The sequence below is a fragment of the Paraburkholderia yinzeri genome (genome assembly GCF_046581065.1).
GTDB lineage: Bacteria > Pseudomonadota > Gammaproteobacteria > Burkholderiales > Burkholderiaceae > Paraburkholderia.
Genome location: NZ_JBFOCJ010000002.1, coordinates 2,109,255 through 2,136,212, shown reverse-complemented (window position 1 = coordinate 2,136,212; position 26,958 = coordinate 2,109,255). Strand labels below are relative to the sequence as shown.

The following is a 26,958-nucleotide window of genomic DNA, read 5'->3' as shown; positions in this document are numbered from 1 at the left end:
GGCACTTCGAAGAGCGCATAGCCCACGAAGAATACGCCGGCGCCGAAGGCGAACGCCGTGTCGGAAAGCCCGGTGTCGTGCTGGAGCGCCTTTTGCGCGAAGCCGATGTTGGCGCGGTCGAGGAACGCCAGCACGTACATCAGCAGCAGGAACGGCAGCAGGCGCCGCATGACCTTGCCGACAACGGCATCGGGCAGCGGGCTGGCCTCGGCTTTCATGGCTGTCTCCTCCTCCGGCGGTGGGTCCGCCGTGATCGTCGCTGTGATCATAGAGCGCCCTTTACGGGCGGGATGCCGCATCGCCCGGCGGGGCACTCAGTAGGTCGCGCGCCCGCCGGAGAGGTCGAATACCGAGCCGGTGCTGAACGCACAATCCTCGGAGGTGAGCCAGACGATCAGCGAAGCCGCCTCTTCGGGCATCAGAAAGCGGTTCATCGGGATCTTCGAGAGCATGTAGTCGATATGCTGCTGCGACATCGAATCGAAGATCTCGGTTTTTGCGGCGGCCGGCGTCACCGCGTTGACGAGCACGTTCTTCGTCGCCAGCTCCTTGCCGAGCGACTTGGTCAGCCCGATCAACCCGGCCTTCGATGCGCTGTAGTGCGAAGCATTCGGATTGCCCTCCTTGCCCGCCACCGAAGCGATGTTGACGATGCGCCCGTAGCCCTGCGCGATCATGTGCGGCACGACGGCGCGGCAGGTCAGATAGCAGCCGATCAGGTTCACTTCGATCACACGGCGCCACATGTCCACGGGCAGTTCCCACGTGAGGCCATTGCCGCCGGTGATGCCCGCGCTGTTGACGAGCGCATGGATCGCGCCGTGCGTTTCGACGGTCTGGTGCGCGGCGGCTTCGACGGAAGTCTCATCGGTCAGCTCGACCTTGACGGCCGACACCTTGCCGAGCGCCGCGAGCTCGCCGCGCGAGCGTTCGAGCCGCTCGCCGTCGGCGTCCCACAGCGCCACCGCGGCGCCGGAGCGCAGCGCGCGCTGTGCGACCGCGTAGCCGATGCCGCGCGCGCCGCCGGTGACCACCATCACGCGGTCCTTGAGATCGATCTGGTTCATTGCGCCTCCTCGGCCGTCTTCATGCGGCGTCTCGTGAAATGGGAATCGAACGTTGCCCAGCCAATATAGGTGCGCCGCGATACGGGAACAATCCGAAAGACGCATGGGGTGATAGCGAAAGCGGATCGCCTTCGTCAGCGGGCCCCTTCGCAAAGAAAAAACGGCGGCCGCTCGCGCGGACCGCCGTTTCAGCAGGGTTCAGCAGGGCAAAGAGCCGAAGAGGAAACGACCCGGACGCCGCCCGATCAGTCGCGATTGGCCTGCAGCACCGTCAACGCGGCCATGTTGACGATGCGGCGCACCGTCGAGCTCGAGGTCAGGACGTTCACCGGCGCGTTCACGCCCAGCAGGAACGGGCCCACGGCCACGTTGCTGCCCGCGCCCGTCTTGAGCAGGTTGTAGGCGATGTTGCCGGAGTCCACGTTCGGGCACACGAGCAGGTTCGCCGCGCCCTTCAGGCGCGAATGCGGCAGGATGCGCTCGCGCAGCGACTCGTCGAGCGCGCAGTCACCGTGCATTTCGCCGTCGATCTCCAGGTCCGGCGCCTGTGCGGTCACGAGCTTCAGCACTTCGCGCATCTTCGTGCCCGAAGCCGAACTGCCCGAGCCGAAGTTCGAGCGCGAGAGCAGCGCGACCTTCGGCGAGAGATTGAGCCATGCCATCTGCTTCGCCGCGGCGATCGTGAACTCGGCGATCGTCGCTGCGTCCGGATTGTCGTTGACGTGCGTGTCCACGAGCGCCACCGTGCGCTTGTCGAGCAGCAGGATGTTCATCGCCGCATAGGTGTTCGCGCCGGGCGCCATGCCGATCGCTTCGTCGACGAAGCGCAGATGGTCGTGGTACGCGCCCACGGTGCCGCACACCATGCCGTCCGCGTCGCCGAGGCGCACCATCATCGCGCCGATCAGCGTGAGGCGACGGCGCATTTCCACGCGCGCCATTTCCTTCGAAATGCCGTCGCGGCAACGCAGTTCCCAATAGGTGGTCCAGTACTGGTGGAAGCGCTCGTCGTACTCGGGGTTCGTCACTTCCACGTCCTCGCCCAGACGCAGGCGCAGGCCGAACTTCTCGATGCGCGCGAGCAGCACTTCGGGACGGCCGATCAGGATCGGACGCGCGAGCTTCTCGTCGACGATCACCTGCACCGCGCGCAGCACGCGCTCTTCCTCGCCCTCGGCGAACACGATGCGCGACTTGCCGCCTTCGCGCACGATCTGCTTGGCCGTCGCGAAGACGGGCTTCATGAACGCGCCCGAGTGATAGACGAACTGCTGGAGCTCGTTCGTGTAAGCCTCGAAGTCGTCGATGGCGCGCGTGGCCACGCCGTCTTCCATCGCGGCCTTCGCCACGGCCGGCGCGATGCGCAGGATCAGGCGCGAATCGAAGGGCTTCGGAATGAAGTACGTCGGGCCGAAGCGCAAGTCATAGGCGCCGTAGGCGGCGGCCACCGAGTCATTCGGCTCTTCCTGGGCGAGTTGCGCGATGGCGCGCACCGCCGCGATCTCCATGTTGCGCGTGATGGTGGTCGCGCCCACGTCCAGCGCGCCGCGGAAGATGTACGGGAAGCACAGGACGTTGTTCACCTGGTTCGGGAAGTCCGAACGGCCCGTCGCGATGACCGCGTCGGCGCGCGCTTCGAGCGCCACTTCCGGGAAGATTTCGGGCGTCGGGTTCGCGAGCGCGAGGATCAGCGGCTTCGCAGCCATCTTCTTGACCATTTCCGCCTTGAGCACGCCGCCCGCCGAGCAGCCGAGGAACACGTCGGCACCTTCGATCACCTCGGAGAGCGAGCGCGCCGCAGTCTCCTGCGCGAAGCGCGCCTTGTCCGGGTCCATCAGTTCCGTGCGGCCCTTGTAGACCACGCCTGCGAGGTCCGTCGCCCAGATGTTTTCGACCGGCAGACCCAGATCGACCATCAGGTCCAGACAGGCCAGCGCCGCCGCGCCCGCGCCCGAGGTCACGACCTTCACGTCGCGGATATCCTTGCCCACCACCTTCAGACCGTTCAGGAACGCGGCCGAGACCGTGATCGCCGTGCCGTGCTGGTCGTCGTGGAAGACGGGGATCTTCATGCGGTCGCGCAGCTTGCGTTCGACGGTGAAACAGTCCGGCGCCTTGATGTCTTCGAGGTTGATGCCGCCGAAGGTCGCTTCGAGGCTCGCGATGATCTCGACGAGCTTGTCCGGGTCGGATTCGGTGATTTCGATGTCGAACACGTCGATGCCGGCGAACTTCTTGAACAGGACCGCCTTGCCCTCCATCACCGGCTTCGACGCCAGCGCGCCGATATTGCCGAGGCCCAGCACAGCCGAACCGTTCGTGATGACGCCCACCAGATTGCCGCGGCTCGTGTACTTGAACGAGTTCTGCGGGTCCGTGACGATCTCCTCGCAGGCCACGGCCACGCCCGGCGTGTAGGCCAGGGCCAGATCGCGCTGCGTGATGAGCGGCTTGCTTGCCGTTACCGAGATTTTCCCGGGGGTCGGGTACTGGTGGTACTCCAGGGCTGCCTGGCGATCCGTCTCGTTCATGTTCCTCACTCGCTCTCTTTAGGGCCGGACAGTCCCGGCTACGTTCGAATGAGTCGATTCTAGGCAGCCGCCATAATCTGCCAATTTTGATTTAGTATGACACCATCACTTTTTTCTTATACTAATGGCCCGAATCGTCCATTGCTCCGTCCCTTTGTCTACTCTCAGTCCCGATGAAGTCACGCGGCGCCTGACCACGCGCCTGAAGATGCGCCACCTCGTGCTGCTGCTGCAGATCCGCCAGTACGGGTCGCTCACGCGCGTGGCCGAGCACGTCGCCACCAGCCAGCCGGCCGTGACCAACGCGCTCGCCGAAATGGAGAGCATGTTCGGCGGGCCGCTCTTCGAGCGCTCGTCGCGCGGCATGACGTCCACCGCCCTCGGCAACGTGGTGCTCACGCGCGCCCAGGCCATGCTGCACGACCTCGACCACCTCGCGCGCGACATCGAAGCCGTGGTCGCGGGCCACGCCACGCGGCTGCACGTGGGCGTGATTCCATTCATCTCGGGGCGTACGCTCGCTTCGGCGATCCAGCTCACGCAGGCGCGGCTGCCGCAGCGGGTCACGCTGACGATTCACGAAGGCACGAGCGACGCGCTCATGCCGCTGCTGCGCGACCACACGCTCGACATCGTGATCGGCCGGGCCTCGTCCACGGTCGATTTCGCGCAGCTTCGCTTCGAGGTCCTGTACCAGCAGAAGCCGCGCCTCATCGCGAGCCGGCGCCTCGCCGCGCGGCTGGCGCGCGCGCGCCTCAGTTGGGACAAGCTCGTGGAACTCGACTGGATCCTCGGTGCGCCGCACACGCCCATGCGCGGGCAGATCGCCGATATCTTCCTGCAGGCCGGGGTCGCGCCGCCTGTGCCGATGCTGGAGAGCTACACGTCGCGGCTGATCGGCGAAATGATCGTCGCCAACGAGAATGCCGTGTCGATCGTGCCCGCCGATATCGCGGAAGAACTCGTGCATTTCGCGGGCGTGGCGATCGTGCCTTATACGCTCGACTGGACGCTGCCGCCGGTCGCGATGTTCACGCGCGCAGGCGTCGCGCGCGAACTGGACGCGGCCTTCGGACAGTCGTTGCGCGAGCTTTATCAGGCCGCGGACAGCGGGCGGGGCGTGTGAAGGTGCCCCGAAGGGCACCTCGCCTTACGGCCTAGTGCTTCGACGTGCCGCCGCCGCTGCCGGTACTGCCCGCGAGACCGCCGAGCAGATTCGTGAGCGGAGACAGCGGCGACGAACTCCCGCCCGCTCCGCCGGCGGCGCCGGTGAGCGCGCCGAGGAGGCTGGTCAGCGGTGCGGCCGGGTTGGAGGTGGAGCCGGGGCTGCCCTTCGTCGACGACCCGTTCGCCGTGCTGCCCGCGCTGCCCGTGGAGCCACCGGTCTGGCCGCCGAGCAGGTTGACGAGCGGTGCGAGCGGGCTGCTGCCGGAATGCGAACCCGAGCCCTTCGAGCCGCCGCTCGCCGAGGTCAGGGACGTGCCGCCCAGCAACGCGGTCACGGGCGCCAGCAAGCCGCCCGAGCCATGTCCGCTCGATCCGCTCGTCGCGCCCTTCGAGCCGCTGCTCGTGCCGTTGCCTGCACCGTTGCCATTGCCGCTGCCGCTGTTGTTGCCGAGGGTGATCGGCACGATCGGCACGCTGATGGCGCCCACGTTGAGGACGAGATTCGCGATCGGGCTGAGGAGGCCGCTCGACGACTGGTTGCCATTGCCGGAGTTCGAGCCGGTGGTGCCGGTGTGGCCGGAGCCGCCACCCGAACCACCGTGGCCGCCGTTTCCAGAGCCTCCTGACCCACCCGAACCGCCTGATCCGCCTGATCCGCCTGACCCACCCGAACCGCCCGATCCTCCCGATCCGCCTGATCCTCCCGATCCGCCTGATCCGCCCGATCCGCCTGACCCACCCGATCCGCCCGATCCGCCCGATCCGCCTGATCCACCCGAACCGCCTGATCCACCCGAACCGCCCGATCCTCCCGATCCTCCCGATCCACCGTGACCGCCATTCCCGGAGCCGCCACCATCGCCGCCCGAACCTCCCCAGCCTCCATGCCCGCCATTCCCGGAGCCGCCAGAACCGCCCGAGCCTCCCTGCCCGCCGTCTCCAGAGCCGCCACCGGCCCCGCTCGATCCCCCGTTGCCCGTACCACCGCCATAACCACTGCCACCGCTCGACCCACCGCCTCCGCCATAGGTCGAAACACCGCCCCACGCCGACCCATCGCCCCAGCCGGAACTCGCGGTAGCGCCCGCCCCGGCGCCGTTGCCCGCCCCGGCGCCCGACCCAGCCCCAACCGAACCGCCGGTTGTGCCGCCGTCCCCCGTACTTCCGTAACCCGACCCCGGCATGCCCGGGATCGACCATCCGCCGCCTTGCGAGACCGAGGTGGGCGGCGTCGATGTGACGTCCTCGGCCTGAGACACCGTGGCCAGCGACAACCACAGGATTGCGCTCGCCGATGCAACAAGAGTGTGTTTGAAGGGAGCCATGATTAGTCCTTTCGCGATGTCATCGCGTCCTGATTGGTCAAAGGTGTAATCAGTGCCCCCGGAAACCCGCTGATCGTTTCTGCAGAAAACGGTTGCCTCGTGCCTGCCGTCGCAAACGCGCGCGTTGCCTTGATGGTTGATGTGGGAGCCGCGCGCTGGGGCGCAAAGCTCGAATGTGGCTCGGCCTGGCGATCGAACTGTGCAAGTTGCGAGCCAACGCTCGCGGGCGCGGCACGGCGCGGCATGGCGCAGCGACCGCGCAATCAGGAAGGCTTGCGGGACGGGACGGAGCGGCAGACGAATGCCTCGCGCAGAGGCTTGCCGTGCGATGGGTGTTACGTCTGCGGCGTTACGTTTTTCGGCCCGGCCGAACGTAACGCCGCATTCTCAATGACCCGCCCAGACCGTATCCGGATCAAACGGGTAAACCGGTCGCGCCACGCGCCGGTACTCGAAAAGGCCGTAGTCCGACCCCGTCACGCCGCGGCTGTCGCACTCCACGAGCCCCGCCGAAATCGGCACGAACACGGGCCGGCAGTACATGCGCGATTTGAGCAGCAGGAAACGCGCGCGCCGCGGATCGATGCCCACGCTCTCGAACACGCCCAGGTCCCACGGCTCGTGCGTGCGCTCGGTCACGACCAGCGTGGCCGTGCCGATGTCGAGCACCGCCGCGCGTCCCATGGAGGCACGCTGGCCCGTATAGGTCGGCCCGGTGATGACGTACTCGCCGTCGGTGATCGCGCGCACGACCCCGGTCGCTTCGAACGGAGCGCGCGGCGGCGCTCCTTCGCGCTGCAGCTTGTTGCCGATTCCGAGCGTGACCGTCGCCCCCACGCCCGCCTCGATCAATTGCGCGACGGCCTCCGGATCGCACAGCGGCCCGCTGACAATCCCCGTCAAGCCCTGCGCCAGCGCGGCTTCGAGCAGATCCATCGTGTCGCAGGTGCCGCCGGACATGCAGTTGTCACCGTGATCGAGCAGCAGCACCGGCTTGTCCGCTCCGCGCGCCAGAGGCTCGGCCTGTGCGACCGATTCCGCCAGCGGCGGGCTGCGATAGACGAAGTCGTCGCGCTCGCTCCAGATCTGGCGCGCCACGCGTTCGGCCGCCGCCGCGGCAGCGGCCTCGTCCCCGTTGCCCACCACCACGACACTGATGCACGGCGCGGGAATGTCGGCGAGCGAAAATCCCGCCAGCACCGAGACAGCAAGCATTCCCTGGGACTCCTCTCGACGTGCTGCCTCGATTGCACGATGCATCGCGCCGCCCGCACTCGCGCTCAGCAGCGTCGACGTGAGCAGCGGCGGCTGGCGCCATGCGAGCACCGGCCGCGCGCGGCCTGCCATGCGCTCGATCAGCACACGCGCCGCATGTTCGCCTGTCTCGTACATATCGACGTGCGGATAGGTCTTGAAGCTCACGATCACGTCGGCGTGATCGATCATTTTCTGCGTGACATTGCCGTGCAGATCGAGCGCCACCGCAATCGGCACATCAGGCAGTGCCGCACGCACGCGCGCGAGCAGATCGCCCTCGCCGTCCGCCGACTGCTCCGCGACCATCGCGCCGTGCAGGTCGAGCATCACGGCATCGCAGCCCGGTGCGGCGGCCACGATCGCGTCGCAGATCGCCTCATAGGCCGCTGCCTCCACCGGCCCGCTCGGGTTGGCCGCGGCGGAAACCGGCGTCACGACTTCGGCGCCGAGACGCTCGGCCGCGTCGATGAACGCCGACATCGCCGTGCGCATGCCCTTTTCGAGCCGGTACGCGTCATCGCCCCACGCCGGGCCGTTGCGGCCGAACGCCGCGAGCGGCGTCGCGACCGGCGAAAACGTATTGGTCTCGTGATTCATCCGTGCAATGAGGATCTTCATGCGGTGCATCGATGCGGTTCCTTTGCGTGCTTTCCATCACTATGCCGGCGTGCCGCTCAAACAACGCCCACGCCAAGATAGCGGTCCTTCGCGGCGTGGTCGGCCGCGAACGCCGCGTTGTCGCCCTCGTAGACGATCACGCCCTGCTCGATGATGTAATGCCGGTCGGCGAGCTGCGTACACACTTCCAGATTCTGTTCCACTAACAGAATCGCCACGCCCGCGGCCTTGATGTGCTTGAGCTGCGCGACGATCTCCTCGACGATCACGGGCGCGAGCCCCTCCACGGGTTCGTCGAGCATCAGGAGGCGCGGGTGATTCATGAGTGCGCGGCCAATGGCGAGCATCTGCTGCTCGCCGCCCGAAAGCTGCGCGCCGCCGTTCTTGCGGCGTTCCTTCAGCCGCGGAAAAATGCGGTAGATGTCGTCGAGCTGCCACGGCGAATCCTTGCGCGCGCCCAGTCTCAGGTTCTCCTCGACGCTCAATAGCCGGAAAACGCCGCGATGCTCGGGCACGAAGCACAGGCCCGCGGCGGCGATGCGATGCGGCGCGAGCCCGCCGATGCGCTTGCCCGCAAAGCTCACGGTCCCGCCGCGCGGCGCCACGACGCCTGCGATCGACTTCAGCGTCGTGGACTTGCCCGCGCCGTTGCGGCCGAGGAGCGTTACCGTTTCGCCTTCGTTCACGGCCAGCGACACGCCCTGCAGAATGTGGCTCTTGCCGTAGAACGCGTGGACGTCCCGCACGTCGAGCATCATGCGCGGCCTCCCGTGATCATGTTGCCGAGGTAGGCACTGCGCACGCGCTCGTCGCCGCGAATCTCGTCCGGCTTGCCCTCCACGAGCACGCGGCCCTGCTGCATCACCGTGATGGTGTCCGAAATGTCCATCACGATGCCCATGTTGTGCTCGATCAGCACGACGGTGTATTCGTCGCGCAGGCCGCGAATCAGCGTCTTCATGTCGTCGAGATCGTCGATGCCCATGCCCGAGGTGGGCTCGTCGAGGAAAATCGCGCGCGGCCGCGCGGCCAGCGCCATGCCCACTTCGAGGCGGCGCTGCTGGCCGTGCGAGAGCGCGCCCGCCAGCGTATCGGCATGACGTTGCAGCGCGAGGCGCTCCAGCACGCGCTCCACGATTTCGGCATGCGCCAGTGCACCGCGTGGAGGCGTCCAGGCGTTGAGCGCGCGACGCGCCTCGACGCCCTGTGCCGCCACGCGCAGGTTCTCGCGCACGCTCAGGTTCTGAAACAGGCTCGTTACCTGGAACGAGCGTGCCATGCCGCGCCGCACGCGCTTGTGATCGGGCTCGCGCGTAATGTCCTCGCCGTCGAACACGATCGAGCCCGACGTGATCGGCACCGTGCCGGTCAGCACATGAAAGAGCGTGGTCTTGCCCGCGCCGTTCGGGCCGATCACGGAATGCACGGTGCGCGGTGCGACGCGCAAATCCACGCCCGCGAGCGCCGTGAACTTGCCATAGCGTTTGACCACGCCGCTCGCTTGCAGAATCGCTTCGCTCATGGCTTTTCCCCGCCGGCGCCGGCCGCGCCGCGCGTTCCCGCGAGCGCCGCGGCAATCCGCTCGCCAAGCCCCCACAGGCCGCGCTGCATGAACAGGCTCACCGCGATCAGCACGAGGCCGAGCAGCAACAGCCAGCGCGGCCACAGCGTCGAGAGCCAGTCGGCGAACAGCACGTAGAACGCCGCGCCGATCACGGAGGCAAAGAGATTGCCGCTGCCCCCTATCACGGTCATCAGCAGGATCATCTCGCTCGTGTGATAGTCGATGTTCGAAAGCGGCGCGATGCCCGTCATCAGCGCGTGCAGTCCGCCCGCGAGCCCCGTCGCCGCCCCCGAAATCACGAACGCGGCGAGCTTGAAGCGGCGCACGTCGTAGCCGGCGGCAGCGGCACGTGCCTCGTTGTCGCGGATTGCGAGCAGCGTGCGGCCGAACACCGACTGCGAAACGCGCACCAGCAAGGCAAACACGACGATGAAGACGGCCGCGACGAAGCCGTAGTATTGCCACGGCGTATCGAGAGAAACGAGTGCGTGCCCGAAGAGCGAAAGCGCGGGACGCGGAATGTCGAGCAGACCGTTGTCGCCGCCTGTGAGGTCGGGCGTGCTGTACGCGAGGAAGTAGAAGAGCTGGCCGAACGCGAGCGTCAGCATGACGAAATAGGTGCCGCGCTGGCGTATCGAGAACCAGCCGACGAACACCGCCGCCAGCGCACCGACCGCGCCCGCGATGACGAGCGCCGCGCAAACGGAAGGCACGCCGCGCGTGAGCGCGATCCCGGCCGCATAGCTGCCGAGCCCGAAAAAGATGCCCTGCCCGAACGAGAGCAGCCCCGTGAAGCCCAGCAGCAGATTGCAGCCGAGCGCGGCAAGCGCATAGACGAGCACTTCCGTGGCGAGCGATCCCGAGTGCAGCACGAGCGGCAGCACGCCGGCCACTACCGCGGCGAGCAAAACGTAGCGATAAAGTCGCGCCCAACCCTCCCGATGCGCGACAGACGCGCCACCCCCTTCGGACTCCTGAGACATCGGCTTCGACGAGTCGATCATACGGCCCTCCCCAGCAGGCCGTTCGGGCGCAGCAGCAGCACGGCAGCCATGGCCACGTAGATCATCAGTTGCGCCCCCTCGGGCCACAGCGTGCTCATCACGCTCTGCACGATGCCCACGAGCAGGCCACCCACCAGCGCGCCGAGGAAGTTGCCCATGCCGCCCACCACCACCACGACGAACGCCACGCTGAGCGCTTCGAGCCCCATGAACGGATCGACGCCGCGTATGGGCGCCGCGAGCACGCCCGCAAGCGCGGCGGTGGCGGCGCCCAGCGCAAACACGAGACTGAACACGCGCGAGACGTTGATGCCCAGCAGCGCCACCATCTCCGCCGATTCGCTGCCTGCGCGCACGGCGCTGCCGAGCCGCGTGCCGTCCAGCACCCACCAGAGCAGCGCGGCGAGCACGGCGGTGAACCCGATCACGAAGAGCCGGTACTTCGGATAGACGAAGCTGCCCCAGATGACGACGCCGTTCAGCACGTCGGGCACCGGCACGTTATCGCCAAGCGGCCCCCATACGAGAATGACACACTCCTGCAGCACGAGCGCAAGACCGACGGTGGCGAGAATATGGAACTCGTGCTGCTGCTCGTAGACGTGCCGCAGGACGAGCTTTTCGACCACCCACGCAAAAGCCCCGACCACGAGCGGCACGACGACGAGCGCGAGCCAGAAGTTTCCCGACCATTGCATGACCTGGTAGCAGCAATAAGCGCCAAGCAGGTAGAACGCGCCATGCGCGAAGTTCACGAAGCGCAACAGGCCGAAGACGATCGAGAGGCCCACCGCAAGCAGGAAATACAGCATCCCGACGCCGATTCCATTGATGATCTGCAGCAGATAGACGTTCATGGCTTGCGTAGCGTAGAAAATGCAAGGCCGGGCGGCGCGCGCTGCCGCCCTCGTGTCGGAGGCGTCGCGCGGCTCAGGCGAGCTTGCAGCCGGTCTGCTCCACCGGCAGGAACGACTGGCCGGAGCTGACGATATCGACGTAATCGTCCTTGTCCCTCATCTTGCTCTTCGGCTTGCCCTTGAGCAGATAGTAGTTCTTGAGCACCTGATGGTCGCCCTTGCGGATGACTTCGGGCCCGGTGAGGCCGTCGTACTTCATGCCTTCCATCACCGCGATCACCTTCTTCGGGTCGGTGCTGCCGGCCTTCACCATGCCGTCCAGCAGGATCTTCGCGCAGATGTACGAACCGGCCAGACTGTAGTTGGGATTGGCCTGAAAGGCCTCGTTCGTGCGCTTGACGAGATCGCGGTTCAGCGGCGAATCGATAGCGTGCCAGTATTGCGCGCCGAAATAGACGCCGTCGCACAGGTCCGCACCCAGTGCCTCGAACTGTTCCAGGCCCGAAGCCCACGCAAGCAGGATCGTGCAGTTGTTCTTCAGGCCGAAGCTCACGGCCTGGCGCAGCGTATCCGAAGACTGCGAGCCGAAGTTGAGAATCAGCAGCACGTCCGGCTTCGCCGCGACGGCATTCGTCAGATAGCCGCTGAACTCCTTTTCGGTGAGCGAGTGGTAGCTGTTGCCCACATGCTCGATGCCCTTTTCCTTGAAGACGTCTTTCGCCGCCGAAAGCAGCCCCTCGCCGAACACGTATTGCGGCGTGATGGTGTACCAGCGCTTCGCCTTCGGCATCATCTGGATGAGCGGCCGCACCGTCTCGTTGATCGCGCCGAAGGTCGGCACCGACCAGCGGAACGTCGAACTGTTGCAATCCTTGCCGGTGATCTCGTCGGCGCCCGCCGTGGTGATGAACACGCCGCCTGCCTTGTCCACTTCCTTGCCCATCGCCAGCGCTTCGGAAGACAGGATGCCGCCCGCGAAGTAGCGCACGCCCTTCTGCTGCTCGATCTCCTGCACGCGGCGCACGGCGGTGGCGGGTTTGCCTTCGGTGTCGAGCGTCGTGTAGCTCACCGGCAGGCCGAGCACCTTGCCGTACTGCTTGACCACAAGCTGCATGCCGAGGTCGGCGTATTTGCCGTTGGCCGCGAACGGCCCCGACATCGGCACGGGACACCCTAGCTGCACGAGCGCCCCCTGCGCGAACGCGCGGCTGGACGACAGCGCGCCCAGCGCACCCGGCACGGCCGACAGCGCGGCCAGTTTCAACAGTTCCCGGCGATTCAAGTTCATGCTCCTTTCAGAAAAAAGCACACACGAGGCGACCGACTGCTTGATTCTATTTATCATGATAAATAGAATGAAACCGATCCTAGGTTTAATTAATTCGAGTGTCAATCGGCCAAAATACGAGGCCAAATTCCGGGTCGACGTCCGTGGCACGGAAGCGCCGCGGGTCACCTGCAGGGAGTCTGAAAGATGGGCATGAACCGCGTCAGATCGGGCAGCGCCGTCGAAATCAAGCAGCCGAAGCGCGGCGACCTCGTTGCCGAGGAAATCAAGCGGCTCATCACGGAGAAAGACCTGAAGCCGGGTGACCGCCTGCCGCGCGAGGCCGAGCTGCAGCAGTTGTATTCGGTCAGCAAAAGCACCATACGCGAAGCGCTGAAGTCGCTCGAAGTGCAGGGCCTCATCAAGGTGAGCACCGGGCCGAGTGGGGGCGGCATGGTCGTGGAGGTGCCGCTCGACCGCACGCTGCAACTTCTGCAGAACTATCTGTTCTTCAAGGACGTCACGATCGACGACATCTATACCGTGCGCCGGCAGCTCGAACCCGAACTGGCGGCGGGCGCGGTGCCGCATCTGAGCGAAGCGGACTTCGCCGCGCTGGAGGCGAACATCGCCTGCTGCGACGGCACGGCCGGTGCGCACGATCGCGGGCATCTGCTGCGCCAGCGCCAGGAGGACACCACTTTCCACGACATACTCGCGGCCGCGAACCCGAACCCGTTCCTGCGCTTCGTCTGCGAACTGATCAACGAAATGATCCGGCAGCTCATCGAGTTCCGCAACGATACGCCGCTCACCGAGCACCGCCGCTTCGGCGCCGCGAACGTCAAGATCCACCGCGAGATCCTGCAGGCCGCGCGCGAGCGCGACGCCGAACGCGTGCGCGCGCTGATGATCGAGCACATGACCGAGGCCCCGAAGTACGTGAAGCGCATGAAAGGCAAGCTGCGCGGCCGGCTGATCCTCGATTCGGAGATGCGCAAGCGGGTGCGTGCGATTGTGCCGGCGGGCGGAAAGGACGCATGAGCGGCTAACTTCGCGCTCACGCTTCGCACCGGCGATGCGCCTTGCCGAAGGACCGGCAATCTCGCTTCGCGGCAACCGGTACCCATCGCGGCTCCCATCGGATCGCCCGCCCTTTTCATCGACCTTACTCTGGAGTCCGAACCCATGTACGTCGTTTCCCTGACCTATCGAGCCTCGCTCGACGCCATCGACAACGCCCTCGAAGCCCACCGCCAGTTTCTCGACCAGCACTTCGCAGCGGGTGTCTTTATTGCAGCAGGGCCGAAGGTGCCGCGCGAAGGCGGCGTGATACTGGCATCCGGCGTCGAGCGCGAGCGGCTCGACGCCATACTCGCGAGCGACCCCTTCGCGGTTCAGGGTCTCGCCAGTTACGCCGTGACCGAATTCAAGGCAACGCGGATTGGCCCAGGTGTCAATCTGCATCCGCAGCCGGCCTGAGCGCGAACGGCGCGTGCCGGGATCTCGGGAGAAACGCCGGGCCGCCCCCTGCTTTCTTGGTCCCCTTGGGGGTCCGACGCAAAGCTGCAGGTCTGGGGGGCTTAGAACACGCCCAGCGCGAGACCGGCCGCGAGGCCCGCGCCCAGCTCCGCGCAGCGCGCAAGGTCGTCCGCGCCGATGGTCTTGGGCGCGAGTATCCGCTCGGGCGTCTGGGCATGCGTGCAGACGATCACGCCCGGCGCCACGCTTCGGAGCCGCCAGCCCGTGGCGATGCGATCGAGCTGGCGCAGCGCGTTTTGCCCGTCACTGCCCGCGCAGATCATCGCTGCGTAGGGGCGGCCGTTCACGCGATCGAGCACGCCGTAATAGCTGCGGTCGAAGAAGTCCTTCATGATCCCCGACATCGCGGCCAGGTTTTCGGGCGTCGCGAACAAATAGCCGTCCGCCGCAAGTACGTCGGCGGGACCGCTGGCGTCCGCACGCTGCAGCTTGACCGCCACGCCGGCCTGCTCGCGTGCCGCCTGCGCAGCCGCCTCGGCCATCTGCCGCGTGCCGCCGGTCATCGTGTGATAAACGACGAGCAGTGTCTTCATGCGCGGTCTTCCATGATCGGGGCGCGTGTTATCGGGCATGAGCCGATGATACCGCGCCCCTCTGCGCGCTCAAGGTGCGGACCGCTCGGCCCGACGGCAGGTCCATGCGCGCGCGGGCGCCGCCCTGGCCGCCTCGACAACCGGGCGCCACCAGCTTTCGCCGCGATGGGGCGCATCCAGCGCGAGCCGCTCGCCCATGCGCGGCGTTGCGAGTGCAATGCCGCGCGCCGCCGTGAGTTCCGTGACGCGCTCGAACGGCTCCTGCCAGCGGTGCATCGCCAGATCGAAGGTGCCGTTGTGCACCGGCATCAGCCAGCGGCCGCGCAGATCGAGGTGTGCCTGCACGGTCTGCTCGGGCTGCATATGCACATACGGCCATTGCGCGTCGTACGCGCCCGTCTCCAGCATCGTCACGTCGAACGGTCCGAAGCGTTCGCCAATCTCGCGAAAGCCCTCGAAGTAACCCGTATCGCCGCTGAAGAACACGCGCAGGTCGCGCTCGACGATCACCCATGACGCCCACAGCGTGCTATTGCCGTCGAACAGGCTGCGCCCCGAAAAATGCTGTGCCGGTGTCGCCGTGAACATCACACCGTCCACCTCGGTCCCCTCCCACCAGTCGAACTGGCGCACCTTCGCGGCGTCCACGCCCCACTCGATCAGACGGTCGCCCACGCCGAGCGGCGCGAGAAAAACGCCTGTCGTCGCGGCCAGCGCGCACACGGTTTCGCGGTCCAGATGATCGTAATGGTCGTGCGAGAGAATCACGCCGCGCAGCGGCGGCAGCTCATCGAGCGCGATGGGCGGCGCGTGAAAACGCTTCGGGCCGAAACGGCGAAACGGCGACGCGCGTTCCGCGAAGACCGGGTCGGTCAGCCAGAATTGTCCGCGCAGCTTGAGCAACAACGTGGAATGGCCGAGCCGGTAGAGGCTGCGGTCCGGCGCGGCGTCGAGCTGCTCGCGCGTCAGGCGCTCCACCGGCAACGCACCGGCCGGCACCGTGCCGCGCGGCTTGTTGAACAGCAGGTTCCAGGCAATGCTCAGGCCCTTGCCGGCCGACTCGACCGGGCGTGGCTTGACGTTGCGAAAGTGCGTGCCGTCGTGCTGCGGGGAGGCGCCGAAGCGGGCGCGAGCGTGTTCGGCCGTGTCGAGGCCGAGGGTACGGCGAAGCAATGCGGTGAGCGAGGCCATAGGAGGGAACCGGCAGAAAAGGTACACCGCCCAGTGTAGTTTATTTTCGAGAAAAGTAAACTCCCCAGTGTAAAATGCGCCTATGGAATCCAGCGCCCCACCTCAACGTCTGACCGACCGGAAACGCAGCGCCATCGTCAGCGCGGCGATCGAGGAATTTCTCGCGGCCGGGTTCGAGGCGACCAGCATGGACCGCATCGCGGCCCGCGCATGCGTTTCCAAGCGTACGGTCTACAACCACTTTCCCGGCAAGGAGGCGCTCTTCGAGGCCATCCTCCTGCAACTCTGGAATGCGAGCGAATCCTCGGATACGCCAGGCTGGCGCGCCGACGAACCGCTGCGCCCGCAGCTCGTCGCGCTGCTCATGCGCAAGCTGCGCCTCCTGAACGACGAGTCGTTTCTCGCGCTCGCGCGCGTGGCGATTGCAGCGGGCATGCACTCGCCGGAGCGCGCGAGCGAGATGGTGGGCCGTCTTGGCGAGCGCGAAGAAGACCTGACCGTATGGATTCGCGCGGCGGCAGCGGCCGGCCGGCTGAAGACGGCGGACCCGCTGTTCGCCTCGAAGCAACTACAGGGCCTCGTGAAGGCGTTCGCATTCTGGCCGCAGGTGACGATGGGACAGGCGCCGCTCGGCAAAAGCGAGCAGAAGAAAGTGGCGGAATCGACCGCCGATATGTTTCTCGCGCATTACGCGACGTAAGACGGCATCAAGCCGCCGGCGACCGCCAGACCGGATCGCGCGCAGCGCCTCGCCCACCGGCTGCGCTCACGCGCACTCGCTGGGTATCATCGCGCACCTCCGTCACGCAGCGAAGCGGACAGCATGACATGACTGGCATGCGCGAGGCTGACCAGCACCTGGCTGCCGTCGTCGCGTGCCGCAGCCTCCTTCGAAAAGGCCCTTTCGCTGTACGCAATCACCTTGAAGCCGCTCCCCAAAGCTCGCGGAACGGTAATGCCCCAATGCCAGCCGCCGTCCTGTTCGAATACATGCAAAACCGGGTCGGCGTGAAACTCCGCAATCTGTGCTGTCGTCATGGCGCATCCTCCCGTCATGGCACGACTGTGTTCGCATCGGCACGAACGTCTCTACCCAGTCTAGACGAATCTCGCTGCATTGCAACATGACGGGCGTTGTAAATATGTCGAATCGGCATTCGACATAATTTTGAAAAATAGCGGTGTCTGAACAAGATATGCGACGATAAAAACATGGCATCGGAATGGAATGCCGGGATTCGCGGGGGTTTCATGAATATCCAATCGCTTATCTGGGCGGCGGTGCCGCACAACAGCGACGGTGTTGTGTTTCAGGCCCGTATTCTCCACGGACTTCAACGCTTCCATCTGCCCCGGCGCGTATTGGAGGAAGTGTTCGGCCTCGAGCGCAAAGCGTCGGATGCGCGGCAACTAGAAGTTTTTTATGCGCGCCTTCCCGAGATTGTGTCCCACGCGCGTGACAAACGTGCGATTGCGGGGCCGGATACCGTAGCGCTTCTGTCCGCCGATTTCCCTGCGTGCAGCAAAACGTCTCGCAGCGTGCGCCCCGACGCGTACACGCGCCGCCTGCAGTAAGTCCGACCGCCTGTGACGCCTGTCGCGCGCCGGTGATAGACTGGCGCGCAAACTTTCGATCCCCGACATGTTCGTTCACGCCCGCAAGCACCTGATCGCATGGCCTGGCCTCGTCGCCATGTGGCTCATCGTGCTCGCGCCGCTCGTGAGTCAGCTCGTCGTCGCGGCCCATCGCGACACAGTCGCGGAAGGCGTGCTGTGTTCGGCCGCGCAGCCGCCCGCAAGCAGCGCGCTACACGATCATGGCAATGGCTTCGCGGCATGCGGATATTGCAATCTGCTCGCCGATCACGCCGCCATGCCGCCCATGCCGGCGGCACTCCCCGCGCTGTTCGTGCCCGGCGCACCCGCCGTCATGGCGCTTTCGTTGCGGCACGTCCCAGTCGGTCCGTTCCCTTCGGCGCGACCGCGCGCCCCTCCGCCCCACCCCTGATCCGGTCTGCAAGCAGCGCACGGCATTGTCGCCGCGGCGCAGCGCATTGCGCTTTCTACATTGCGTTCGGCGCAGCGCGTCGAATCGACTGCCGGCGCCCCCTATTCGTTTTCGTATGGAACAGGAGAACATTCCATGAGCCGCACCCTTCGCCACATCGCCCTCGCCTTGCCGCTCGCCGTCGCCTCGCTGTCCTCGTTCGCCGCGTCGTCGGGAGCGGTGATGGTGTCCGACTGCTGGATCCGCTCGATGCCCGGCGACACGCCTTCCGGCGGCTACTTCAAGCTCATGAACATGAGCGGCAAGCCCGTCGATCTCGTGGGCATCAGCACCGAGGCGTTCGGCATGGCCATGCTACATCAGACGCAAAGCAGCGGCAGCACCTCGAAGATGGTCATGATCGACAAGGCCACCGTGCCGGCCAACGGCACGCTCGCCTTCGCGCCGGGCGGCTACCACGTGATGTTCGAACACGCGAAGAAGCCGCTCACGATCGGCTCGACGGTCCCCGTGACCTTCAAGTTCAGCGACGGCGAGAACGTCGAATCGCAGTGCGCCGTGAAGAACGCGGCAGGGCTGTAAAGGCGCACGGACTGGTCCTCCGGCGCCTTCCGTGCGCCGGTGAACTTACCGCGACCTGCTGGTTCGTCGAGGCCGCAGTGGCACTTGCGCGAGCGGCGTCGGGCGGGCGCCCTCGCGCTCGAGCCACGAACAGAAGTGCTGAACCAGTTCGTCTTCGGCCCTGCCTTCCGGAACATACATGAAGTAGCTCCGCGACGGCAGGCGAGGTCCCGCGAACGGCGTCACGAGCCTGCCTGTGGCCAGCTCGTTCACGATGAGCGCCGTCGGGCCCATCGCGACGCCTACGCCGTCGATAGCGGCCTGCACGGTTAGATAGAAGTGATCGAAGGTCAGATTCGAAGCGGGCACAAATGCGGGATGGCCCGCCTTTGCGAGCCATTCCGGCCATAACCGCGGCAGACTCTCCGTATGCAGCAAGGTATGGCGATGCAGATCGTTCGCTCTACGAATCGGAATCCGCTTCAACAGAACAGGACTGCAAACCGGAATCCGCTCCTCGTGCAGGAAAGGCCGCGTCGAATAGCCATAGAACGTGTCCGGTCCGCCACGGATGACGACATCCCACGTGTCGTTCAGACTCTCCACCGATTCGCTCGATGTCTCCACCCGGACATCCACGCCGGGATGGTCGGCGAGGAACATCGCGAGTCGCGGAACCAGCCAGCGCAGCGCGAAAGTCGCTACCGCGTTCACCGTGAGCGTACGGGTAACGACCGCCGGCGATCCGTATCTCGCCGTCGCATCGGCGAGCTGCCCGAACAGCGGGCCGACTTCTTCGAGATATCCCCTGGCTGAAGGAGTCAGCGTCACCCGCCGGTGATGCCGTTCGAACAGCGGTGCGCCGAGCCAGTATTCGAGCAGGCGCACGTGCTGGCTCACGGCGCCTTGCGTCACGTGCAGTTCCGCGGCGGCTTCCTTGAAGCTGCCCAGCCGGCCCGCTGCCTCGAACGCGCGCAGCGCGTTGAGTGGTGGCAATACCCTCTTCATTCCCCGCCTCATCTGGGTTTTATTCACGATAGTTTATCTAATTCGAGCGCCCAATTTATCTGGTTTGCCGCGCCGGAACAAGGTGGATATCCTGACTGCAAACGTTGGAGTCCATTCATGTCCACCGCCGTCATGGCAATCGTGCTGCTGGCCGCATTCCTTCATGCGGGCTGGAATGCCCTCGTGAAATCCAGTCCCGACAAATTCCTCGATATCGTCTTCGTGACCGGCAGCGCCGCCCTCATCAGCGGCATCGCCCTGCCGTTTCTTCCGTTGCCGCATAGCGATAGCTGGCCGTACATCGCGGCCTCCGTCGCAATTCATATCGTCTATTTCGTGTTGATCGGCGCGGCGTATCGCAGCGGCGACATGGGGCACGCCTACCCGCTCATGCGCGGCACGCCGCCGTTGCTCGTCGCGCTGGCCAGCGGCCCGATCATCGGCGAGCAGCTTACCGCCGGCGAATGGAGCGGCATTCTTCTGATATGCGGCGGCATACTCGGCCTTCTGCTCGCCAGCCCCGCCAGCGGCGTCAACACGCGAAGCACCCAGTTCGCTCTACTGAATGCCATCGCGATCATGTCTTATACACTCGTCGATGGAACCGGTGTGCGCATCTCGGGCAATCCCGCCGCTTACACGACGTGGATGTTCGCGATCACCGCGCTGCCGATACTCGCGTGGACTGCCCTGCGTCGGCGCGACGCCATGCGAGGTTATCTGCGCGTTCGCGGGCACCTTGCCCTGGTGGGCGGCGCCTGCACGCTGGGCGCTTATACGCTGATCCTCTGGGCGATGACTCGCGCACCCATCGCCATGGTAGCGGCGCTGCGCGAGACGGCCATCCTGTTCGGCGCGGCGATTTCGGTCTTTGTCCTGAAGGAGCCGCGCAACTACGGGCGTTCCGCCGCCGCGCTCCTGATTTTCCTCGGCGTGATGACGCTCAAGCTGAGCTGAACGCGCTGCCGCCGGTTCGTCCAGACACGCTTTGCACGTGGCATTTGCAAGGCGTGGGTGAGCCGGCTCGAATCCCGCTCGCGAAGTATTCACAAAAATTCGATCGGTCGATACAATGGCGCCCCTCAAGCCCAGGTAGCGAAATTGGTAGACGCACTATCTTGAGGGGGGTAGCACCGCGAGGCGTGTGGGCCGGAAATTTCCAACTGAGCCTGGAACGGAATTTGGGCTAACCTCACCGCCATGCCCGGCCGTAACTCATCGGGTGCCCCTGCCGTTCCAGACATATCTGCATTCAACTCAGTAGTTGTACGAACGACTATGTTCAACCATCCATCAGCTTCGCAATTCCGCTACGAGCGTCTGGACCAGTTGCGCGGCAGGCAATTCGCGCACTAGCGGAGCCCCCTGGCCCGCCCATTGCGCTGCGAACTCATGGTTGCCAAGCTTGGCCGCAGCCGCATTCAATTGCTTGGCGGCGTCGTAGGCAACGGGATAAGGTGCCGGCGCCGGGCTTTCCGGCGATTCCCCGAAGGCGATCAGGCGATTAACCATTCCGCGTGCCGGACGCCCTGACAGCACCGAAGTCAACCGCGTCGTTGCGGCGCGTTCGCTCTTCAGGTTCGTGCGGTAGCTCGCATTGGCCGCCGATTCCGGGCACAAGATAAAGGCCGTACCGAGTTGCGCGGCAGCGGCACCGAGGTCCAGTGCGGCCCGGATCCCCTGGCCGTCCATGATGCCCCCCGCCGCAATCACGGGAAGTTTCGTCCGCTCCACCAGCAACCGTACCAGCACCGCCGTGCTCAGCCGTTCGTCCACCGCCTCCGGGTCGAACACGCCGCGGTGACCGCCCGCCTCTATCCCCTGTGCCACCACGGCGTCTACGCCAGCCTGCTCGACCAGTGCTGCCTCGCGCAGACTGGTGGCACTGGCCAAGGTCATGATGCCTGCTTCGCGCAACGCGCGGATAGCGTCTGCGGAAGGCAGCCCGAAGTGGAAGCTGACGACAGCCGGGCGCAGGTCGATCAGCAACTCGAATACCGCGGCATCCTCAAGAAATGTGCGGTAGATCTCATCGAGCACCGCTGGAGGCGCAATACCCGCCTCGGCAAATAACGGCGCCAGATGCCGTAGCCACGCTGCTTCCCGCTCCGCGTTACGTTGGGCTGGCAGATGGCAAAACACGTTCACATTGAAAGGCTCACGCGTGAGACTACGCGCTTCTTCGATCATCTTGCGGGCCTGATCCGCCGTACTCGCACCGATACCAAGGGAACCCAGTCCACCGGCGTTCGAGACTGCCGCCGCGAGCTGTGGCGTAGCGACGCCCGCCATTGGTGCCTGGATGATGGGAAACTCGATGCCGAGTCTTTTGAGGAAAGGATGTAGCGAGCTCATGGCGACTCCTGACTCCTGTTCTGCAGGGGGGTTGAACAGCAACGATGACAAATTCCCTAACTGAGAATAAACTTATTCTATCATTCATTTTTTGAGAATCACATGGATCGAGAGTCGCTCAATATCTTCTGCACGGTGGCAGCCGAATTGAGCATCACGCGTGCGGCAAGCCGTCTGGGCAGGGTTCAATCCAACGTAACCACGCGAATTCAGCAACTGGAAGCGGATGTGGGTGTGGAACTGTTCGTGCGCACCGGTAAGCGGCTCAGCCTGTCGACTGCTGGCGAGCGCTTCCTCGACTACGCACAACGGATGCTGGCACTGGAGGAAGAGGCACGGCATGTCGTCACGGGCGGCCTGGACGGCGGTATATTGCGTATGGGGTGCATGGAAAGCACCGCCGCCAGCCGGCTCCCCACCGTGCTTGCTGCCTATCATGGCCGCTACCCGGACACGCAGCTTGAAGTCAGCACGGGGCCATCAAGGTTGCTGCTCGAGCAGGTTCGCACCGGCAGGCTGGATTGCGCATTCCTTGCGTTACCGCCCGCTACGGAGGATTCCTTACTAGACGACCTGGAACTGATTGCTGAAAAAGCATGGCATGAAGAATTGCTGTTGCTCGCGCCGACCAGCGAATCTCGCGCACGCAGCGCCCGGGCTCTCAGGACGCGTTCACTGGCGGCATTCGCACAGGGATGCACGTACCGCGCCATTGCCGAAGAACTGCTCGGCATTCCGGATTCCCCGGACTGGAAAGTGCAGGAATTGGGCTCCTATCACGCCATGATTGCCTGCGTTGCAGCGGGCGCATGTGTCACCCTGCTACCCAAAAGTGTGCTGGAGCTGGCCAGGGTTCCGAAAGACCTCAAGAGATTGCCTGCAGGGCACGTCGACACGTGCCTGATCTGGCGTTCGGGCTATGACGTCCCGGCTTTCCGGAACTTGCTGAACCAGATGAAAAGAGTTTGAGCATGAGCGTCATCGCCGCGCCAGCCCCCACCCTGACTTCTTCAGGCTTGACCGCCGGCCTGAGCACGCAGCCACTTCGCTCTGTGCTCCAGCCGTTGCCGCCACTCCGGCGCAAGCCCGGGGACGACGGCCAGCTCGGCAAGATCGTCGATGGACGGACGGTGCGACATCTGAACCTGCCAGAACTGCTCAATGGAAAACCGCTGAGTCTGCCGTTCGAGGAGCCATATCTCGTCGCCCTCCTGCATTTTCCCCGGCTGCAGCACCCGGTAATACCAACCCGTAATCCTCGCCTGAGCGACAAACATCGACATCCGTTCCACGCCGAAACGGTGATTAATCTTCCAGCACGGGCTGCGCGGCTGCGACACCTGCAGGACCGCGGTGCCGAACCGAAATACGTCTCCGACGTGGACGCTCCGCTCGGTCATGTGCCGGGAGGAAATATTCTCGCCGAGGCTGCCCGGGACAAACAGGTCCACGCATTGCGGAAACGCTTCCGCCAGCCGCCCGTAGTTCTCTGCGGCGTACTGATGCACGGCCTTTTCTGGCCCACCGTGCACCCGGGGATCTCCGTGTTCGTCCCCCACAATACCCAGCTTCCCGACCCGTACAACCCCAGGAACGCGGCGTTTATAGATACCGGTGAGCTGACCTTCCGGCTCCAGGTTTTCCAGACCACCTGCGAAGAGTTGCTCAATGTTTGAAATCGTCAGCATCGCCAAATTATGTCCCGCTACGTATTTGCGCTACTGTGCCGTGCCGCCTCGACCCCGTAAAGCGATTGTGAGCGATGTTGACCATCACTCTTGATGATGAAAGGGTGCAGCCATGGAATTACGTCATTTGAAGATTTTCTGCGCGGTAGCCGAATATGGCAGCTTCACGGCCGCCTCGGACAAAGTGCATACCGTCCAGTCGAACATCACCATGCGGGTGAAAGAACTCGAATCCGAGTTGGGCCAGCAACTTTTCATCCGGCAAAAGACTGGCGTCGTTCTCACCTCGGCAGGACAGACCTTTCTCGGCTACGCGCGGCGGATACTGCAACTCGCCGACGAGAGCCGCAATGCGCTGCTTGATACGGCAACGCCTGGCGGGCATCTACGCCTCGGTTCGATGGAGACGACTGCGGCGACACGGCTGCCTCAGGTGCTGACCCGATACCGGGAAAAATACCCTCAGGTCCAACTATCCCTTGTCACGGGCACAACCGTGGAGTTGATCAAGGCCGTTGAAAACCACCGTCTCGATGGTGCCCTTGTCGGAGGGCTGCACCAGAATTCGGCGTTGCTGCAGGACGAGATTTTTCAGGAAGAGCTGGTTCTGGTGAGCAGCAGCGATTTCGATTCACTTGACGCGCTGATCCAGACGATGCCGCAGCAGACCGTCCTCGTTTTTCGTACCGGCTGTTTCTACCGGTCCACGCTTGAGCACTGGTTTCACGAGGTGGGTCTGGTGCCAGGTCAGGTCATGGAACTGGGCACGCTCGATGGCATCCTGTCGTGCGTATCCGCCGGAATGGGCGTCACCCTGTTGCCTGAATGTATCGCCGAGAGTTACGGCACACGACACGCGATACGCTTTCATCGGTTGCCGGAAGCCTTCTCCAACGTCAAGACCGTATTCATTCGCCGTGCCGATACGCTGACCACGCCGGCACTCAGCGCGTTTATCGATGTGGTTCGCGATCAGCCAGGCCGAATCGGCAGCGAGATGACTGGGAGTCCAATATCACCGAAGTCCTCCTTTGCAGAAGTGCGTCACTCGCTTGTGGAGTCGAATGACTGACCTGTCGGGCTTTAAATAAGAGTTTGCGCGTAACAAGGCGCCGGAACACATCGTATCTCGTGGGTCAAAGGTTCAACCGACTGCGACGTGCAAGGGCTCCCCCGGCTACCTGCGCGTTCGATCTCCCCGGCTTCCTGGGCGACCGCGTGCTCGGGAAGCCCAGCTACCAGCTCCGCAATCCGTTCCCCCGCCGGCGTGACGCGATGAATCTTCCCCACACCTTGTCCGGCATACAGCGAGAGCTTTTGCGCCATGCGCGGCTTGTCGATGATGCGGGCACCTCCGCCAATGAACCGTAGAAGGTTCCAGCGGTCGCGGTTGGGAATCACGCGATGCGGTGTGCCATATTTCCAGCCGAACGAGTAGCCCGTTCGGTATTCCGTATCGTCCACCGTTGCATCCACGATCTTCTGTTTGTACAGCGGATGTGCATTGGACTCCTCACTGGCGACGAAAGCCGTACCCACCAGCACGCCCGAGGCGCCCAGCTCCATCGCGACGCGCACATCGTCGCGAGTCGTGATGCCTCCCGCCGCCAGCACGGGCCGGTCCCGAGCAACATCGCATAGTGCCGGAAGCAACGACAGCAGTCCGATGGTACCGCGGTTGAGGTGCCCGCCGCATTCGCTGCCTTGTGCAACGATGATGTCCGCCCCTCGCTCGAGCGCCTGTCGCGCCAAGGCGACCGTGCCCACCTGTACCATGACAATCATGCCGGCGTCCTTCGCGCGCGGAATCATATCGGCGCTGTAATCCTCGGCGTAAAAGAGCGACAGCATTCTGGGCCTTTCCTGCAGAAGCACCTGAAACTGGGCCTCGAAGACCTCGGGACCGCCGAAGGAAGGAACCAGATTCACACCGAACGGGTGGTCCGTCAGCGCGCGGGTCTCCCTGATCCACTTGCGCAACGCGAGCGGAGCAAGTCGCAACCCGCCAAGCGTACCCATCCCTCCCGCCTCGCCCACCGCGGCAACCAGCTTCGGACCGGAGATCGCGGCCATGCCCGCGAGGAAGATGGGATAGCGCACACCACACAGCCGGGCGAGCGCGTTCCCAGGGTAATTCGTTTCGTAGCGGTTCATGGTGTCAAAGCTCCACTTGTTTGCCCAGCATCCGTTTGAGAGCGTCGTTCTTCAGGACGAGATGATTTTTGAGTGCGCCAAAGATATGCAGCGCAAGACCTGCCAGGAATGCCGTCGCACCAATCTTGAACAGGACTCCGAAAATACGATGCGCCTCTGCACTCGGTCCGAACGGTGCAGGAATCGCCCAGCCACCGGGCAGACCGATTGTTTCTCCGGCAGCACACTTCGTCAGCCACGCGGCGAGCGGCAGCAACACCATGGCCAGCGCAAGCGCCGCCGCGACTGACCGGCTCGCGATCACTTCAACGGGATTGGGAGCACCAAGAGGCAACGGATGATACGAGGTGATCCGCGCCCAAAACCGATAGACCGAGATAAAGAAGAGCATCGCACCCAGCAGGTTCTGCAAGTGCAGATACCCCTGCTTTTGCGCATCATCGCCGGACTGCGATAGCACAACGCCCAGACCCATGATCGAAAGTAGAAGTATCACCACGGCCCAGTGCATAACGATGGTGACCGGCGAAAATTTCAGGCCGTTATCTCTTAGCTGCATACGTCGTTCCTTTGTGTAAGTAGCACGGCACCCTGCCGATCGTCAAACTGGTTGCGCTCGCGCGCGGCCTCTTCGCCGTTATCCGTCACCGGGCCCGACCAGCGAAAGACGAAGGCAATGGTCATCGGCATGCCGTATAGAAGTCACTCATCGACCGGGTTCGGTTGGCGGCCCACCAGGTCATCACCAGCGTTGGCCCGGCGAACGGACAGGCCCGTCGACAGCCCTGTGCCAATAATCGGCCCCACGCCGACTGGCCAGCCGATACTCACCGCCTCGCAGCCCGGAAATCTGCCGGCCAGCCAATCAGGCGCAAACGCGGCGACGAGAATAACGGCGTAGCAGGGAATCAGGATTGCGGCCGTCGGCCCAACCACAAATCGCCTGCGTCGCTGGACCAGCGCCGCAAATAACGCGGGTGTCTCGAACCGCCGAGAGTTCGGTCGTCTCCATTCGATTGTCTCCGTCCACGAAAATCTTCTTGAATTCCGCCCCAGGTCATGTCGACGACCGGGGTCGCGCGGCCTTCCTCTGATCTGGACGATAGGACGGCCAATAGATCGCATCAAGTGATGATTGGTGATGGATATAATCGTTTTCAGTGAACTACGCATGGCACCGGACGGAAAAAGATGGCGTGCTCGCTGCCTTGGATGACTCACGATTTATTTCATTTCCCGTGAAGCAATCGCGGCCCCCTTA

General features: G+C 64.5%; 28 protein-coding genes and 1 pseudogene. 10 read left to right on the top strand and 19 right to left on the bottom strand.

From position 1 onward, the window contains the following. The 3 genes and pseudogenes from WJ542_RS26770 to WJ542_RS26760 all read right to left on the bottom strand — a co-directional run. A pseudogene (locus tag WJ542_RS26770) lies at window positions 1-218 on the bottom strand (MFS transporter); the annotation flags it as partial. A 96-nt stretch (window positions 219-314) separates the two neighbouring features. Beyond that, window positions 315-1,067: an SDR family NAD(P)-dependent oxidoreductase gene (locus WJ542_RS26765; RefSeq protein WP_411192472.1), complete on the bottom strand. Its 753-nt coding sequence runs from the start codon at window positions 1,065-1,067 to the stop codon at window positions 315-317. 245 nt (window positions 1,068-1,312) lie between these two features. After that, window positions 1,313-3,598, bottom strand: a complete 2,286-nt coding sequence (locus WJ542_RS26760; RefSeq protein ID WP_411192471.1) for an NADP-dependent malic enzyme — start codon at window positions 3,596-3,598, stop codon at window positions 1,313-1,315. A gap of 124 nt (window positions 3,599-3,722) precedes the next feature. On the opposite strand from WJ542_RS26760, the gene WJ542_RS26755 reads away from it, so the two are divergent. Beyond that, on the top strand, window positions 3,723-4,724 hold the full coding sequence (locus tag WJ542_RS26755; RefSeq protein ID WP_411192470.1) for a LysR family transcriptional regulator: 1,002 nt from the start codon (window positions 3,723-3,725) through the stop codon (window positions 4,722-4,724). A gap of 31 nt (window positions 4,725-4,755) precedes the next feature. Here WJ542_RS26755 and WJ542_RS26750 read toward each other — a convergent pair whose 3' ends face one another. The 7 genes from WJ542_RS26750 to WJ542_RS26720 form a co-directional block, all read right to left on the bottom strand. Beyond that, the gene (locus tag WJ542_RS26750) at window positions 4,756-5,253 is read right to left on the bottom strand and encodes a hypothetical protein (RefSeq protein WP_411192469.1); all 498 of its coding nucleotides are present in this window, start codon (window positions 5,251-5,253) and stop codon (window positions 4,756-4,758) included. A 1,224-nt stretch (window positions 5,254-6,477) separates the two neighbouring features. Next, window positions 6,478-7,965 (bottom strand): M81 family metallopeptidase, encoded by a 1,488-nt coding sequence (locus WJ542_RS26745; protein WP_411192468.1) that lies wholly within the window; start codon window positions 7,963-7,965, stop codon window positions 6,478-6,480. A gap of 56 nt (window positions 7,966-8,021) precedes the next feature. Further along, entirely contained in the window at window positions 8,022-8,723 is a 702-nt protein-coding gene (locus WJ542_RS26740) for an ABC transporter ATP-binding protein (RefSeq protein WP_411192467.1), read from the bottom strand. Then, window positions 8,720-9,487 carry an ABC transporter ATP-binding protein gene (locus WJ542_RS26735; protein WP_411192466.1) on the bottom strand — a complete coding sequence of 256 codons (768 nt, stop codon included), beginning with the start codon at window positions 9,485-9,487 and terminating at the stop codon, window positions 8,720-8,722. The genes WJ542_RS26740 and WJ542_RS26735 overlap by 4 nt, the downstream gene beginning before the upstream one ends. Beyond that, the gene (locus tag WJ542_RS26730; RefSeq protein ID WP_411192465.1) at window positions 9,484-10,533 is read right to left on the bottom strand and encodes a branched-chain amino acid ABC transporter permease; all 1,050 of its coding nucleotides are present in this window, start codon (window positions 10,531-10,533) and stop codon (window positions 9,484-9,486) included. Before WJ542_RS26730 ends, WJ542_RS26735 begins: the two co-directional genes overlap by 4 nt. Beyond that, entirely contained in the window at window positions 10,530-11,390 is an 861-nt protein-coding gene (locus tag WJ542_RS26725; protein ID WP_411192464.1) for a branched-chain amino acid ABC transporter permease, read from the bottom strand. The genes WJ542_RS26730 and WJ542_RS26725 overlap by 4 nt, the downstream gene beginning before the upstream one ends. A gap of 73 nt (window positions 11,391-11,463) precedes the next feature. After that, window positions 11,464-12,672, bottom strand: coding sequence for an ABC transporter substrate-binding protein (locus WJ542_RS26720; RefSeq protein ID WP_411192555.1), 1,209 nt, complete (start codon window positions 12,670-12,672; stop codon window positions 11,464-11,466). A gap of 192 nt (window positions 12,673-12,864) precedes the next feature. Between WJ542_RS26720 and WJ542_RS26715 the strand changes: the two genes are divergently transcribed. Both WJ542_RS26715 and WJ542_RS26710 read left to right on the top strand, forming a co-directional pair. Continuing rightward, the gene (locus tag WJ542_RS26715) at window positions 12,865-13,701 is read left to right on the top strand and encodes a FadR/GntR family transcriptional regulator (RefSeq protein ID WP_411192463.1); all 837 of its coding nucleotides are present in this window, start codon (window positions 12,865-12,867) and stop codon (window positions 13,699-13,701) included. A gap of 144 nt (window positions 13,702-13,845) precedes the next feature. Further along, the gene (locus WJ542_RS26710) at window positions 13,846-14,139 is read left to right on the top strand and encodes a YciI family protein (RefSeq protein ID WP_411192462.1); all 294 of its coding nucleotides are present in this window, start codon (window positions 13,846-13,848) and stop codon (window positions 14,137-14,139) included. A gap of 101 nt (window positions 14,140-14,240) precedes the next feature. Here WJ542_RS26710 and WJ542_RS26705 read toward each other — a convergent pair whose 3' ends face one another. Both WJ542_RS26705 and WJ542_RS26700 read right to left on the bottom strand, forming a co-directional pair. Next, the gene (locus WJ542_RS26705; protein ID WP_411192461.1) at window positions 14,241-14,732 is read right to left on the bottom strand and encodes a flavodoxin family protein; all 492 of its coding nucleotides are present in this window, start codon (window positions 14,730-14,732) and stop codon (window positions 14,241-14,243) included. A gap of 69 nt (window positions 14,733-14,801) precedes the next feature. Further along, window positions 14,802-15,923: an MBL fold metallo-hydrolase gene (locus WJ542_RS26700; RefSeq protein WP_411192460.1), complete on the bottom strand. Its 1,122-nt coding sequence runs from the start codon at window positions 15,921-15,923 to the stop codon at window positions 14,802-14,804. Window positions 15,924-16,005: 82 nt separating this feature from the next. On the opposite strand from WJ542_RS26700, the gene WJ542_RS26695 reads away from it, so the two are divergent. Further along, window positions 16,006-16,623 carry a TetR/AcrR family transcriptional regulator gene (locus WJ542_RS26695; RefSeq protein WP_411192459.1) on the top strand — a complete coding sequence of 206 codons (618 nt, stop codon included), beginning with the start codon at window positions 16,006-16,008 and terminating at the stop codon, window positions 16,621-16,623. A gap of 86 nt (window positions 16,624-16,709) precedes the next feature. On the opposite strand, the gene WJ542_RS26690 is transcribed toward WJ542_RS26695, so the two are convergent. Beyond that, complete coding sequence (locus tag WJ542_RS26690) at window positions 16,710-16,961, bottom strand: hypothetical protein (RefSeq protein WP_411192458.1); 252 nt, start codon at window positions 16,959-16,961, stop codon at window positions 16,710-16,712. Between the two features lie 213 nt (window positions 16,962-17,174). Here WJ542_RS26690 and WJ542_RS26685 point away from each other — a divergent pair, with 213 nt between their 5' ends. The 3 genes from WJ542_RS26685 (at window position 17,175) to WJ542_RS26675 (ending at window position 18,513) form a co-directional block, all read left to right on the top strand. Then, window positions 17,175-17,498, top strand: a complete 324-nt coding sequence (locus tag WJ542_RS26685; protein ID WP_411192554.1) for a hypothetical protein — start codon at window positions 17,175-17,177, stop codon at window positions 17,496-17,498. Between the two features lie 67 nt (window positions 17,499-17,565). After that, on the top strand, window positions 17,566-17,931 hold the full coding sequence (locus WJ542_RS26680) for a DUF2946 domain-containing protein (protein WP_411192457.1): 366 nt from the start codon (window positions 17,566-17,568) through the stop codon (window positions 17,929-17,931). A gap of 135 nt (window positions 17,932-18,066) precedes the next feature. Beyond that, a complete protein-coding gene (locus WJ542_RS26675) occupies window positions 18,067-18,513 on the top strand; it encodes a copper chaperone PCu(A)C (protein ID WP_411192456.1) in 447 nt (148 codons plus the stop codon). 45 nt (window positions 18,514-18,558) lie between these two features. Here the strand turns inward: WJ542_RS26675 and gcvA are convergent, their stop codons facing one another. Further along, the gene (gcvA, locus tag WJ542_RS26670; protein WP_411192455.1) at window positions 18,559-19,500 is read right to left on the bottom strand and encodes a transcriptional regulator GcvA; all 942 of its coding nucleotides are present in this window, start codon (window positions 19,498-19,500) and stop codon (window positions 18,559-18,561) included. Window positions 19,501-19,617: 117 nt separating this feature from the next. Between gcvA and WJ542_RS26665 the strand changes: the two genes are divergently transcribed. Continuing rightward, window positions 19,618-20,457, top strand: a complete 840-nt coding sequence (locus WJ542_RS26665) for an EamA family transporter (protein ID WP_411192454.1) — start codon at window positions 19,618-19,620, stop codon at window positions 20,455-20,457. 336 nt (window positions 20,458-20,793) lie between these two features. On the opposite strand, the gene WJ542_RS26660 is transcribed toward WJ542_RS26665, so the two are convergent. After that, window positions 20,794-21,855: an NAD(P)H-dependent flavin oxidoreductase gene (locus tag WJ542_RS26660; RefSeq protein ID WP_411192453.1), complete on the bottom strand. Its 1,062-nt coding sequence runs from the start codon at window positions 21,853-21,855 to the stop codon at window positions 20,794-20,796. 102 nt (window positions 21,856-21,957) lie between these two features. Here WJ542_RS26660 and WJ542_RS26655 point away from each other — a divergent pair, with 102 nt between their 5' ends. Then, a complete protein-coding gene (locus WJ542_RS26655) occupies window positions 21,958-22,824 on the top strand; it encodes a LysR substrate-binding domain-containing protein (protein WP_411192452.1) in 867 nt (288 codons plus the stop codon). A gap of 41 nt (window positions 22,825-22,865) precedes the next feature. Here the strand turns inward: WJ542_RS26655 and WJ542_RS26650 are convergent, their stop codons facing one another. Next, window positions 22,866-23,543 carry an MOSC domain-containing protein gene (locus WJ542_RS26650; protein ID WP_411192451.1) on the bottom strand — a complete coding sequence of 226 codons (678 nt, stop codon included), beginning with the start codon at window positions 23,541-23,543 and terminating at the stop codon, window positions 22,866-22,868. Window positions 23,544-23,655: 112 nt separating this feature from the next. Here WJ542_RS26650 and WJ542_RS26645 point away from each other — a divergent pair, with 112 nt between their 5' ends. Continuing rightward, window positions 23,656-24,615, top strand: a complete 960-nt coding sequence (locus WJ542_RS26645; RefSeq protein WP_411192450.1) for a LysR family transcriptional regulator — start codon at window positions 23,656-23,658, stop codon at window positions 24,613-24,615. Window positions 24,616-24,626: 11 nt separating this feature from the next. Here WJ542_RS26645 and WJ542_RS26640 read toward each other — a convergent pair whose 3' ends face one another. The 3 genes from WJ542_RS26640 to WJ542_RS26630 all read right to left on the bottom strand — a co-directional run bounded on the left by WJ542_RS26640 (window position 24,627) and on the right by WJ542_RS26630 (window position 26,822). Continuing rightward, on the bottom strand, window positions 24,627-25,697 hold the full coding sequence (locus WJ542_RS26640) for an NAD(P)H-dependent flavin oxidoreductase (protein WP_411192449.1): 1,071 nt from the start codon (window positions 25,695-25,697) through the stop codon (window positions 24,627-24,629). A gap of 4 nt (window positions 25,698-25,701) precedes the next feature. Further along, window positions 25,702-26,256 (bottom strand): cytochrome b, encoded by a 555-nt coding sequence (locus tag WJ542_RS26635; protein WP_411192448.1) that lies wholly within the window; start codon window positions 26,254-26,256, stop codon window positions 25,702-25,704. Between the two features lie 143 nt (window positions 26,257-26,399). Next, window positions 26,400-26,822 carry a DUF485 domain-containing protein gene (locus tag WJ542_RS26630; RefSeq protein ID WP_411192552.1) on the bottom strand — a complete coding sequence of 141 codons (423 nt, stop codon included), beginning with the start codon at window positions 26,820-26,822 and terminating at the stop codon, window positions 26,400-26,402. Window positions 26,823-26,958 lie beyond the last annotated feature (136 nt).